Annotated in this window: 1 protein-coding gene; it reads right to left on the bottom strand. The window is 74.2% G+C overall.

Features of this window, described 5'->3' with window-relative positions:
• Positions 1-23 precede the first annotated feature (23 nt).
• A complete protein-coding gene (locus ACFVYA_RS01340) occupies positions 24-14,228 on the bottom strand; it encodes a type I polyketide synthase (RefSeq protein WP_387041041.1) in 14,205 nt (4,734 codons plus the stop codon).
• Positions 14,229-14,246: the final 18 nt, after the last annotated feature.

Below are 14,246 nucleotides of genomic sequence, written 5' to 3'. Positions count from 1 at the left end.
CACGATTGGTTCGCCATCGGCGGTCAGCTCGTCTGCCCGAGGGCTCGTTGCACGAGACCGGAGATGTCCAGTGCGTCGATCAGTTCTGCGTCGTCGGCGGCCGGTTCGGGGGCCGCCGGCTCCGCGCCCGCGTCGGTGTCGGTGTCGGCGAGGCCGAGCAGGGTGTCCAGCACGCCCGCCTCCTTGAAGCGGGCGAACGGCACCGCCGCGAGAACCCGCCGGAGGTCGTCTTCCCGCCCGTCCAGGCCGTCGTCGGCCTCCCGGAGGAGCTCGACGCGCAGGTAGCCGACCAGCGCCTCCGGGGTGGGGTAGTCGAAGATCAGCGTCGCCGGCAGCCGGAGCCCGGTGGCCGCGTGCAGGCTGTTGCGGAGGTTGACCGCGGCCAGGGAGTCGAAGCCGACCTCCTGGAACGCCTGGCGCGGGCCGATCCCCTCGGCACCGCTGTGGCCGAGCACCGTCGAGGCGTGGCCGCGGACCAGCTTCAGCAGGATGCGGTTCTGCTCGGCGTCCGGGACCGCGCGCAGGGAGTCCGCGAGCGACGAGGCCGTGTCGCCGTCTTCGCCGTCGTCCTGCACCGCCTGCAGGATCGCCTTCGCCTCGGGCAGATCGGCGAACAGCGGGCTGGGCCGGACCGAGGTGAAGGCGGGGATGAAGGCGGCCCAGTCCATGTCGGCCACCGCCACGGCCTTCTCGTTGCCGGCAACGGCCTGCACCATCGCGGTGACCGCCAGCGGCGGCGCCATCGGGATGACACCGCGGCGGCGCAGCTGGGCGAGGGCGGCCTCGTCCATGCCGATGCCGAGCTGGTCCAGGGCACCCCAGGCGATCGACGTCGCCTTGAGGCCGCGGGCCCGGCGCCATTCGACCAGGGCGTCGAGGACGGCGTTCGCCGCCCCGGCCGGGCCCTGCCCGCCGCCGCCCCAGATGCCGGCGATGGAGGAGAACACGACGAAGGCGTCCAGCGGGGTGTCCTCGAACAGCTGGTCCAGCCACACCGCCGTGGTCACCTTCGCGGTGAACACCTCGTCGAGGTCGGCCGGCCCGGTGTCGTCGACCGAGCTGGTCTGCGCGATGTCGGCGGCGTGCACCACCGCGGTGACCTCCGAGTCCGCCACCAGCCGCGCGAGCGCGTCCCGGTCGGTGCCGGCGCAGAACCGGACCGTGGTGTCGAACTCGGCCAGCTCGGCCGTCAGTTCCTCGACGCCGTCGGTGCCGGTGACGATGAGCCGTTCGGCGCCGGACCGCGCGAGCCACACCGAGGCGTGCCGGCCGAGCCCTTCGGCCCCGCCGGTCACCAGGACCGTGCCGCGGGGCTCCCACCGGCTCGCCGCGGACTCCGGCACGGGCTTGCGGACCAGCCGCCTGCGGTAGACGCCCGACCGCCGGACCGCGAGCTGGTCTTCCCCGGCGGCGCCGTTGAGGACACCGAGCAGCGCCTGAGCCGTGCGCGCGTCGATCGCGGCCGGCAAGTCGACCAGGCCGCCCCACCGGTCGAGGCGCTCCAGCGCGACGGCGCGGCCGAGCCCCCAGACGGCCGCCTGGGCCGGTGCGGTCACGGCGTCCTGGATGCCGATGTTCACCGCGCCGGAGGTGAGGCACCACAGCGGCGCGGCGACGTTGGCGTCGCCAAGGGCCTGGACCAGCGCGAGCGTCGAAGCGGTGATCTCGGTCGCGTCCGCGGGCCCGCCGTCGAGAGCGAGCAGCGACAGCACGCCGGTGACGTCGTGCTCCGCCAGGACACCCCGCAACCGCTCGGCAAGCGGTTCCCGGGAGGCTTCCTCGATCTCCAGCCGGACGATGTCGAGGCCCTGGCCGGTCAGCTCCTCCAGAAGCGCGTGGGTGGCGCCGGCCGGGACGACGACCAGCCAGCGGCCGCCCGGCACGCCGGTGGCTTCGCGCTCCAAGGGCAGCCAGGTGACCTGGTAGCGCAGTTTTTCCGCGGTCGAGCGCTCGCGGCGCCGGTCGCGCCACTCCGCGAGCACGGGCACGACGGTGCTGAGCGCCCCGCGCTGCTCCGGCACCAGGTCGAGCAGCTCGGCCAGGCTGTCCACATCGGACTGTTCGACGGCGGTCCAGAACTCGCCGTCCATGCCCTCGGCGGCTTCGGCGGTCTCGGCTTCGTGCAGCCAGAAGTGCCGCCGGTCGAAAGCGTACGTCGGCAGGTCCACCCAGCCGGCCGCGGGCACCGCCGCCGTCCAGTCCACGGCCACGCCCCGGACGTGCAGCTCGGCCGCCGAGGCCAGCAGGCGGCGGAGACCCCCGTCGTCCCGGCGCAGCGACCCGGTCACCACGGCGTCGTCGCTGATCTCGCTCAGCGGCTGGACCAGCACCGGGTGGGCGCTGATCTCCACGAACACCGTGTGTCCCAGCGCGGCCAGGTCCGCCACCGAGGGGCCGAACCGCACCTGCTGCCGCAGGTTCCGGTACCAGTAGCCCGCGTCGACGACGGCGTCCTCGATCCACGCGCCGAGGACGGTGGAGTAGAACGGGAGCACCGGAACCCGCGCGTCGATCCCGGCCAGTGACCCGGCCAGGGTTTCGGCGACGGCCTCGACGTGCCGGGTGTGCGAGGCGTAGTCCACCGCGACCCGCCGCACCCGGACGCCGTCGGTTTCCAGCGCTTCCAGGGCCTCGTCCAGGGCCTGCGCGTCGCCCGCGATGACGACCGAGGAGGGGCTGTTGACCGCGGCCACCTCGACCCGGTCCGCCCACGGCGCCAGCCGCGCGAGCGCGTCTTCTTCGCTCAGCGCGACCGACGCCATCCCGCCGCGGCCGGCCAATTCCGCGGCGATCGCCTGGCTGCGCAACGCGACCACCTTCGCCGCGTCGTCCAGCGACAGCGCCCCGGACACGCACGCCGCGGCGATCTCGCCCTGGGAGTGGCCCAGCACCGCGTCCGGGACCACGCCCAGAGAGGTCCACACCGCGGCGAGCCCGACCATCATCGCGAAGCTCGCGGGCTGCACGACGTCGACCCGGTCCAGCAGATCGGCGTCGCCGCGCAGCACGTCGAGCAGCGACCAGTCGGTCCACTGTTCCAGTGCGGCAGCGCATTCCTTGATCCGCGCGGCGAACACCGGCGAGGCATCCAGGAGTTCCCGGCCCATGCCCGCCCACTGCGAGCCCTGGCCGGGGAACACCCAGACGACCTTGCCCGGCTGGCCCGCGGTCCCGGTCACGACGCCGGGCGCGTTCTCCCCGCGGGCCAGTGCCTGCAGGCCTTCCCGGGCCTCGTCGCCCGAGCCCGCGATCACGACCGCACGCTCGTTCAGCGTCGCGCGGCCGGAAACCAGGGCTCCGGCCACCCCCGCCAACGACCCGGTCTCGAGGAACGCGGCCAGCCGGCCGGCCTGCCCGGCCAGGGAACCGGTGCTGCGCGCGGAGACGACCAGCGGCACCACGGAGGCCGCCTCGTCGTCCACGGGTTCTTCGGCGGGGCCTTCCTCGATGATCAGGTGCGCGTTGGTGCCGCTGGCCCCGAAGGAGGACACGCCCGCGCGGCGCGGACGGCCGTTGGCCGGCCACTCCCGCGCCTCGGTGAGCACCTCGATCGCGCCCGCCGACCAGTCCACCTGGCTCGTGGGCTCGTCGGCGTGCAGCGTGGCCGGCATGACGCCGTGGCGCATGGCCATGATCATCTTGATCACGCCGACGACCCCGGCGGCCGCCTGCGTGTGCCCGATGTTCGACTTCAGCGACCCCAGGTACAACGGCTGGTCCCGGTCCTGCCCGTAGGTGGCCAGCAGCGCCTGGACCTCGATCGGGTCGCCCAGCGCCGTCCCGGTCCCGTGGCCCTCGACGACGTCCACATCGGACGGTGCCAGCCCGGCGCTCGCCAGCGCGCCGCGGATCACCCGCTGCTGCGACGGCCCGTTCGGCGCGGTCAGGCCGTTCGAAGCGCCGTCCTGGTTCACCGCGCTGCCGCGCAGGACCGCCAAGACGCGGTGGCCACGCTCGCGCGCCACCGAAAGCCGTTCGAGGACGACCACGCCGACGCCCTCGGCCCAGCCCGTGCCGTCCGCGCCCTCCGCGTAGGCCTTGCACCGCCCGTCGGCGGACAGGCCGCGCTGGCGGGAGAACTCCAGGAAGGCGTCCGGGCTGGCCATCACGGTCGCGCCACCCGCCAGGGCCATCGAGCACTCGCCCTGCCGCAGCGCCTGCGCCGCGAGGTGCATGGCGACCAGCGACGAGGAACACGCCGTGTCCACGGTGACCGCCGGGCCCTCGAAGCCGAACACGTAAGCCACCCGGCCGGACGCGACACTCGAAGCCGTCCCGGTCATCGTGTAGCCCTGGACGTCCTCGGGTACTTCGCGCAGCCGCGTCACGTAGTCGTGGTGGACGATCCCGGTGAAGACGCCGACGTCGCTGCCGCGGGCGGACAGCGGGTCGACCCCCGCCCGCTCCAGGGCTTCCCACGACGTCTCCAGCAGCAGCCGCTGCTGGGGGTCCATGGCCAGGGCTTCGCGCGGTGAGATCCCGAAGAGCCCGGCGTCGAACTGGGCCGCGTCGTGCAGGAAGCCGCCCGAACGCGTGTAGCTCGTCCCGGCGTGGGCGGGGTCCGGGTGGTAGAGGCCGTCGAGGTCCCAGCCGCGGTCGACGGGGAAGCCCGAGACCGCGTCCCGCCCTTCCGCGACCAGGTTCCACAGCTCTTCGGGGCTGTCCGCTCCGCCGGGCAGCCGGGTGCTCATGCCGACGATCGCGATCGGCTCGTCGGAGACGTCCCGCGTCACCGGCACCGGCGCGGCCGGGCGCTCGCCGAGTAGCTCGGCCCGCAGGTGGTCTGCGAGGACGGCCGGGTTCGGGTAGTCGAAGATCAGCGTGCTGGGCAGCTCCACGCCGGTGAAGTCGCGCAGGCGGTTGCGCAGCTTGATCGCGCTGAGGGAGTCGAACCCGTGGTCCTTGAAGGACCGGTCGAGGTCGAACCCGTCCGCTTCCCGGTGCCCGAGCACCACCGCGGCACTCTCCCGGACCAGCTCCAGCACGTCCTGCACCGGGCGGTCCGCCTTCGGCTCCGCCGGCGGCGGGGTGACGCTGACCGCCGCCGGTTCGCCGGCGTCGACCCAGAAACGCTGGTGCTGGAACGCGTAGGTGGGCAGGACGGTCCCGACCGCGGTACCCGGCCGGTCGAGCACGCTCGTCCAGTCCACGGCCACGCCACGCACGTGCAGCTCCGCGAGCGCGGTGAGGACGTCGGGCACCTCGGCGCCGTTCTTGCGCAAGGTGGCGACGCAGCTCTGTTCCGGCCCGCCGAGCGTGCCGAGCGCCATGGCGGCCAGCGCCCCGCCCGGGCCGAGTTCGAGGAACGTCGTCGCGCCCTGGCCGCTCAGCGTGGTGACGGCGTCGCTGAACCGCACGGCGCCGCGGACCTGGTCGACCCAGTAGCCCGGCGTGTCGAGCGGGGCGAGTTCCCCGGTCAGCGTCGAGACGACGGGCAGGGCACCGGGCCGGTACGTCACGCGTTCCGCGACGGCGCGGAAGTCGTCGAGCATCGGCTCCACGAGCGGCGAGTGGAAGGCGTGGCTGACCGCCAGCCGCCGCGTCTTGCGGCCGCGGCCCGCCAGTTCGGCCGCGACGGCGAGCACGGCGGTTTCGGCTCCCGAAAGGACCACCGAGTCCGGGCCGTTGACCGCGGCGACGCAGACGGTGTCGCCGAGCAGGGGCGCGACCTCGTCCTCGGTCGCCTGGACGGCGACCATCGCGCCGCCCGCGGGCAGCGCCTGCATGAGCCGGCCGCGCGCGGCGACCAGTTCGCCCGCCTCGGCCAGGTCGAGCACCCCGGACACGTGCGCGGCGGCGAACTCGCCGATCGAGTGGCCGGCGAGGAGATCCGGGCGGACGCCCCAGGACTCGAAGAGCCGGAACAACGCGGTCTCCACCGCGAACAGCCCGCCCTGGGTGTACATCGTCTGGTCGAGCAGCGCGCTGTCGCCGAACACGACCTCGCGCAGCGGACGTTCGCGCAGGTGCGCGTCCACGGCGTCGCACGCGGCCTCGAAGGCCTCGCGGAAGACCGGGAACGTCTCGGCGAGTTCGCGGCCCATGCCGGCCCACTGGCTGCCCTGGCCGGTGAAGAGGATCGCCAGCTTGCCGTCGACCGGCGTCCCGGTCACGACGCCGGGGCCGAAGGCGGCGAGGTCACCGCGGAGCTGTTCCCGGTCGGAAGCCAGGACGACAGCCCGGTGGTCGAGCTGGGCCCGCGTGGTGGCGAGCGCGTGGGCTGCGTCGACGACCCGGACATCGGGCCGCTCGCCGAGGAAGCCGGCGAGCCGTTCGGCCTGGTCGCGCAGGCCAGCCGACGTCCGCGCCGAAAGGAGCACCGGCACCAGGAACTCGGCAGGCTCCGGCGTCGGCACCACGTTCGGCGCGGGCACCTCTTCCAGGACGACGTGCGCGTTGGTGCCGCCGATGCCGAACGAGGACACGCCCGCGCGGCGGGGGTGGCCGTTGCTCGCCCACTCGCGGGCCTCGGTCAGCAGTTCCACCGCACCCGCCGACCAGTCCACGTGCGACGACGGCCGGTCGACGTGCAGCGTCTTGGGCAGGACGCCGTGCCGCATGGCCAGCACCATCTTGATCACGCCCGCGACGCCGGCCGCGGCCTGCGTGTGCCCGAGGTTCGACTTCACCGACCCCAGCCACAGCGGCGTTTCCCGGTCCTGGCCGTAGGTGGCCAGCAGCGCCTCGGCCTCGATCGGGTCGCCCAGGGTCGTCCCGGTGCCGTGCGCCTCCACCGCGTCGACGTCCGATGTGGACAGTCCGGCGGCGGCGAGCGCCTTGCGGATCACGCGCTGCTGGGACGGGCCGTTCGGCGCCGTCAGGCCGTTCGACGCGCCGTCGGAGTTCACCGCCGACCCGCGGACGACGGCCAGGACCTGGTGGCCCCGGCGCCGGGCCTCGGACAGCCGCTCCACCAGGAGCAGCCCGACACCCTCGGACCAGCCGGTGCCGTCCGCGCCGTCGGCGAACGCCTTGCAGCGGCCGTCGGGGGCCAGCCCGCGCTGCCGCGAGAACTCGACGAACGTCTCGACGGTGCCCATCACCATCACGCCGCCCGCGAGCGCCATCGAGCACTCGCCGCGCTGCAGCGCCTGCACCGCCATGTGCAGCGCCACCAGCGAAGACGAGCACGCCGTGTCGACCGTGACGGCCGGGCCTTCGACGCCGAAGTGGTAGGCGACGCGGCCGGAGAGGACGCTCGCCGAGCCACCGGTGAGCCGGAAGCCCTCGACACCGGCGGCCCGGTGCATCCGCATGCTGTAGTCGTGGCTGTTGACGCCGGCGAAGACGCCGATTTCCTGCCCGGCCAGGGTGGTCGGGTCGATCGCGGCCCGTTCGAACAGCTCCCAGGACGTCTCCAGCAGCAGCCGCTGCTGGGGGTCCATGGCCAGTGCCTCGTTCGGTGAGATGCCGAAGAAGGCGGCGTCGAACCCGGCGGCGTCGTCGAGGAAAGCGCCGTGCCGGACGTACGTGGTGCCTTCGTGGTCGGGGTCTTCGTGGTAGAGCCGGTCGGTGTCCCAGCCGCGGTCGGCGGGGAACTCGGTGACGGCGTCGGCGCCGTCGGCGACCAGCCGCCACAGGTCCTCCGGGCTGTGCACGCCGCCGGGGAAGCGGCACGCCATCGCGACGATCGCGATCGGCTCCTCGGCCGCGGCGGTGCCGATCTCGGCCGGCCGCGGTGTGCCTTCGCCGAAGAGCTTGGTGCGCAGGTGTTCCGCGAGCGCCGGGGGCTTCGGGTAGTCGAAGATCATCGCCGGGGACAGGGTGAGCCCGGTCGCGGCCGCGAGGCGGTTCCGCAGCTCCACCGCGGTCAGCGAATCGAAGCCGGCGTCCTTGAACGTCCGTCCTGAATGGACGGAGTCGGCGCCCGAGTGGCCGAGCACCTCGGCGGCGTGCCGCCGGACCAGATCGAGCAGGACCGCGGCCTGCTCGGTCTCACCCAGCCCGGCCAGCCGTTCGGTCAGCGACGCGGTCTTGGCGGCCGCCCGGCGCGGCAGCGGGGCCAGGCCGCGCAGCAGCGGCGGCACCGGGCCGCCGGCCTTCGCCGTGGCCCGCAGCGCCGGCACGTCGAACTTGGCCGCGACCAGCGCGCCACCGGTGCCGATGGCGGCGTCGAGCAGCGCCATGCCCTCGTCGGCGGGGAGCCCGGACATGCCGATCCGCTGGTTGCGCCGCAGGTCGGCGGCGCCCAGGTGCTCGGTCATGCCGCTGACCGCCGCCCAGTAGCCCCAGGCGATGGACACCGCGGGCAGGCCGCGGCTGTTCCGCGTGCGGGCCAGCGCATCCAGCTCGGCGTTGGCCGCCGCGTACCCGGCCTGGCCGGGGTTGCCCAGCACGCCGGCCGCCGAGGAGAACAGCACGAACGCGGCGAGGTCGGCGTCCCGGGTGAGCTCGTCCAGCAGCCGGGCGGCGTCGACCTTCGGCCGCCGCACCGTGGCGAGCCGGTCCGGGGTCAGCTCGGTGACGACGCCGTCGTCGAGGACGCCGGCGGTGTGGATCACGGCGGTGAGCGGGTGCTCGGCCGGGATCGCCCGCAGGACGCCTTCGAGCTGCGCCCGGTCTGCCACGTCGCAGGAGGCGATGGTGACGGACGCGCCGAGCGCGGTCAGCTCTTCCTGCAGCTCGGGCGCTTCGCCGCGGCGGCTGACCAGCACCAGGTGCCGGACGCCGTGCGCGGTGACGAGGTGCCGGGCGGTCAGCGCGCCGAGCGTGCCGGTGCCGCCGGTGATCAGGACGGTGCCCTCGGGGTCGAGCGGCCGCGCGTCCCGCCGGGGCGAAACCCGGGCCAGCCGCGGTACCGAAGCGACGCCGCCGCGCACCCTGACCTGCGGTTCGCCGCTTGCCACCACGGCAGCCAACAGGGAATGGTCGTCGAGGTCGGCCAGCACGATCCGGTCCGGGTGCTCCGACTGCGCCGAGCGCACCAGGCCCCAGATCGCGGCCGCGCCGGGTTCGCCGCTGTCCCCCGTGATCACGGCCAGCCGGGTTTCCGAGGGGTCGGCCAGCCAGGCCTGGAGCGCACCGAGCGTCGCCTCGGCCGAGGTGGCCTCGTACGGCACGAAGTCCGTGGCGTCGGCGGTGGGCAGCGGGATTTCCGTCCAGCCGACGTGGAAGAGCGCGTCGGTGATCCCCTGCTCGGGAGCGCGCGGCGTGCCGTGCACCGCCTCGACGGTCAGGACGGGCTGCCCGGCCGGGTCGGTCAGCCGCAGGCCGGTCGCCGTCGGCGTCACGGTCACGGTCGTGGCCCCGGCGGCCAGCAGGGACACGCCGGTCCAGCGGGACGGCAGCAGGTCGTCGCCGACGACCGTGCGGACGGCCGCGTCCAGCAGCGCCGGGTGGATCCCGTACCGGTCCGCGTCGCGAAGGCCGTCCACGGTGACCTCGGTGGTGACTCCCGCCGCCGCCGAGTCCGTCACCGCGGCGGCGGCGAGAGGGGCCAGGGTGCCGTGGGCGTGTCGCGTCCACGGCTCGTCCGCCTCGCGGGAAAAGACCTCGATCGGCCGCTCGCGCGTCTCACCGGGCTCGCCGGCGATCAGCTGGACCTCGCGGCCACCGCGCCGCGGCAGCACCACCGGCGCGTCGACGACCAGTTCGCCGAGGACGGGGGTGCCGGCCAGGTCGCCGAGCCGGATGGCCGCCTCGACCAGCGCCGCGTTCGGCACCAAGCCGTCCACCGCCCAGGGCTGCGCCCGGCGCGACCACTGCGCCACGGCCGTGACCCGAGCCGAGCCGGGGGTGGTGACGATCGTGCCCAGCAGCGGGTCCCCGGCCGACGCGGGCGCGGCGGGCTCGAGCCAGTAGTGCCGGTGCTCGAAGGCGTAGGTCGGCAGGTCGACCCAACCGGCGGCAGGCACCATCGCTGTCCAGTCCACGTCGATGCCGCGGACGAACAGCTCGCCCATCGAAGCCAGCAAGCGCCGCAGGCCACCGTCGTCACGCCGCAATGTCCCGATCGCGTCCCCGGTGAGCTCGCTCAAGGGCTGGACCGTCACCGGGTGCGCACTGACCTCGACGAACACCGTGTGTCCCTGCTCGAGGAGAGCTGCCGCGGCCGCCCCGAACCGGACCTGGCTGCGCAGGTTCCGGTACCAGTAGCCGCCGTCCAGGACCCCGGCTTCGCGCACCCACTCGCTCGTGACGGTGGAGTAGAACGGCACGGTCGGTGCCTGCGCACCGATCCCGGCCAAGGTCTCGGCAAGAGTGTCGCGGATGTCCTCGACATGCCGGGTGTGCGAGGCGTAGTCCACCGCCACCCGCCGCACCCGGATGCCTTCCCCGGACAGGATTACGAGGGTCGCGTCGAGGGCCTGCGCATCCCCGGCGATCACCACCGACGACGGGCTGTTGACCGCGGCCACCTCGACCCCGTCCACCAGCTTCGAGACCACGTCGTCCTCGCCCGAGGCGACCGACGCCATCCCGCCGCGGCCGGAGAGTTCCGCCGCGATGGCCTGGCTGCGCAGGGCGACCACCTTCGCCGCGTCTTCCAGCGACAACGCACCCGACACGCACGCAGCGGCGATCTCACCCTGCGAGTGGCCGACGACGGCGTCCGGGCGCACACCCACGGACTCCCACACGGCGGCCAGCCCGACCATCACCGCAAAGCACGCGGGCTGCAGCACATCGACCCGGTCCAGATCGCCGTCACCGCGGAGGACATCGAGCAGCGACCAGTCGATCCACGGCTCGAGCGCCCTCGCACACTCGGCGATCCGCGCGGCGAACACCGGCGAGGACTCCAGCAGCTCGCGGCCCATCCCGGTCCACTGCGTCCCCTGGCCGGGGAAGACCCACACGACCTTGCCCGGTGTCCCCGGACCGGCCGCGTTCAGCGCCCGCAGCCCGGTCACGGCTTCCTCGCGCGAACCGGCCACGACGACCGCGCGCTCGTCCAGCGCCGCCCGGCGCGACACCAGCGCTCCGGCCACCTCGGTCAGCGAGACGTCACCTTCGAGGAAGGACGCCAGACGCTCGGCCTGCCCGGACAGCGCGGCCGCGCTCCGCGCCGACACGACCAGCGGCACCACCGCGGCTTCCGGCACGGGCACCGGCTCTTCGGCGGGGGCTTCTTCGATGATCAGGTGCGCGTTGGTCCCGCTGACGCCGAACGACGACACACCGGCCCGGCGCGGCCGGCCGTTCCTCGGCCACGCGCGGGCTTCCGTCAGCAACGAGACCGCACCGGCGGACCAGTCCACCTCGGCGGTCGGCTTGTCGACATGCAGCGTCGGCGGCAAGGTCTCGTACCGGAGGGCCTGGACCATCTTGATCACGCCCGCCACACCCGCGGCCGCCTGCGCGTGCCCGATGTTCGACTTGAGCGACCCGAGCCACAACGGCTGCTCCCGCTCCTGCCCGTAGGTGGCCAGCAGCGCCTGCGCCTCGATCGGGTCGCCCAGGGTCGTCCCGGTCCCGTGCGCTTCGACGGCGTCCACGTCGGACGGGGCCAGCCCGGCCGCGGCCAGCGCGCGGCGGATGACCCGCTGCTGCGAGAGGCCGTTCGGCGCGGTGAGCCCGTTCGAGGCGCCGTCCTGGTTGACCGCGCTGCCGCGCAGGACCGCCAGCACGCGGTGCCCGCGCTCGCGTGCCACCGACAGCCGCTCGAGGACGACCACGCCCACGCCTTCGGACCAGCCGGTGCCGTCGGCCGCCGCCGCGAAGGCCTTGCACCGCCCGTCGGGCGCCAGCGCGCGCTGGCGGGAGAACTCGACGAACGAGCCGGGGGTGGCCATCACCGTGACGCCGCCGGCGAGCGCCATCGAGCACTCGCCCTGCCGCAGCGCCTGCGCGGCCAGGTGCATCGCGACCAGCGACGACGAGCACGCCGTGTCCACGGTGACCGCCGGGCCTTCCAGGCCCAGCACGTACGACACCCGGCCCGAGGCCACGCTCGACGCGACACCGGTGGTGACGAAGCCTTCGAGTTCCGGCGACACCGCGCCTGATCCGTAACCCTGGCCCATCAGGCCGGAGAACACCCCGGTGTCGGTGCCCTTCAACGCGATCGGGTCGACCCCGGCGTGTTCGAGGGCCTCCCACGACGTCTCCAGCAGCAACCGCTGCTGCGGGTCCATCGCGACGGCCTCGCGCGGCGAGATCCCGAAGAACGCCGCGTCGAACTGCCCGGCGTCGTGCAGGAACCCGCCCTGGCCGACGTACGACGTCCCGGCGCGTTCCCGGTCCGGGTCGATCAGGCTTTCCAGGTCCCAGCCGCGGTCGCCGGGGAACTCCGAGACGGCGTCGGCGCGCTCGGCCACCAGCCGCCACAGGTCGTCCGGGGAAGCCACGCCACCCGGCAGGCGGCACGCCATCCCCACGATCGCGATCGGCTCGCCCGGGCCGGCCGCCACGACCGGCTCGGCGACGGCCTGCCTGATCCCGAGGAGCCCGGCCCGGACGCGGGCGGCCAGCGCCGCCGGCGTGGGGTGGTCGAAGACGGCGCTGGCGGGCAGCCACAGACCGGTGTGCTCGGTCAGCCGGTTGCGCAGCTCCACGATGGCCAGCGACGTGAAGCCGAGGTCGCGGAACGCGCGCCCGGCCGGGACCGGCTGCCCCAGCACGTCGGCGGCTTGGCTGCGGACGAGGTCTTCGAGCAGCTCGTTCTGGGTGCGTTCGTCCAAACCGGACAGCCGGGCGCGCAGCGCCGCCGCGACGGTCTCGTCGGCGTGCCGGGACTGTTCTTCGTGTTCGGTCGCGGCGTACCGCAGCTGTGCGGGCTCGCCGGCCAGCAGGCCCCGCCGGATCTTGCCCGACGCGGTCCGCGGGATGTGGGCGACTTCGAGGATCCGCTCCGGCACCTTGTAGGCGGACAGCTGTGCGCGGCACTTATCGATCAGCGCCGCGGGGTCGAACCCGGACGGCCCGGGAATGACGTAGGCGACCGGTACCTCGCCGAGCGTGTCGTGCGGGGCGCCGCCGACCGCGGCGTCGGCGACGCCGTCGACGGTGCGCAGGACCGCCTCGACCTCGCCGGGGTGGATGTTCGCGCCGCCCCGGATGACGAGTTCCTTGATCCGGCCGCAGATGGTGAAGTAGCCGGCGTCGTCGCGCCGGGCCAGGTCGCCGGTCCGGAACCAGCCGTCCCGCATCGCCGCGGCGGTCGCTTCCGGGCTGTTGTGGTAGCCGAGCATGACGTTCGGCCCGCTGACCCAGACCTCGCCCTCCTGGCCGGCGGGGACGTCGAGGCCGGTCTCGGGGTCGACGACCCGCACGTCGACGCCCGGCACGGGCCGGCCGCAGGAGCCGTCGACGCGGGCGCCGTCCGGCGGGTTCATGGTGATGGCCCCGCACGTCTCGGTGCTGCCGTAGGCGTCGATCAGCGGGACCCCGAAGGTTTCTTCGAACTCGCTCCGCAGCCCGGCGCCGAGGACCGCGCCCCCGGCCAAGCCGATCCGCAGGCTCGGCGCCGAGAAGCCGCGCTGCCGGGCGGCCCGCACCAGGTGGTGGTAGGTGGTCGGCACGCCGGCCAGGAACGTCGAGCCCTCCGCCTGGATCAGCCGCATCACGTCGTCGGCGGAGCTGCCGTCGGCGATCCGGACGGTGGCGCCGACGACCGTGGCGGACAGGACGCAGGCGATGTGCGAAAGGCTGTGGAACAGCGGGAGCGGCCAGAGCACCCGGTCGGAGTCCGACAGCCCGGGGAACGGCACGTAGCAGGAGGCGACGGACCAGAGGCAGTTGCGTTGCGTGGACAGGACGCCCTTGGGCCGCCCGGTCGTCCCCGACGTGTAGAACATCCACGCCGGCTCGTCGAGTTCGAGGTCGTCCGCGGCGGGCTCGGCCGGTTCGCTGACGGCGAGTTCGTCGTACGGGTGCGCGCCCGCCGGGACGTCGTCGCCGGTCACCAGCAGCTCGACGTGCGGCGCGAGCCGGAGCCGGGCCGCCTGGGCGGCGTCGGTGATGACCACCGTGGCGCCGCTGTCGGTCAGCGGGTACTCGAGCTCGGCCGTCGCCGACCCGGGGTTGAGCGGCACGCCGACGGCGCCCGCGCGCAGGACCGCGAAGTAACTCTCCACAGTGGACACCCGGTTGCCGAGGCAGATCGCCACCCGGTCCCCGTGCCGGACGCCGAGGCCGGCCAGGTGCCCGGCCAGCCGGCGCGTCCGCGCCTCGAGGTCGCCGTAGGTGACCGCCCGGTGGTCGTCGGCGAAGGCCGGCTTGCCGGCGAAGCGGGTCGCGTTCTCCAGGAGTGCGACGTGAAGTGGCTTGATGAGATCGGTGCGCACTGTGCCGCAGATCCTTTC

Origin of the sequence: Amycolatopsis sp. NPDC058278, assembly GCF_042881395.1 — a bacterium.
Classification (GTDB): domain Bacteria; phylum Actinomycetota; class Actinomycetes; order Mycobacteriales; family Pseudonocardiaceae; genus Amycolatopsis.
This window is presented reverse-complemented; position numbering and strand designations above follow the sequence as displayed.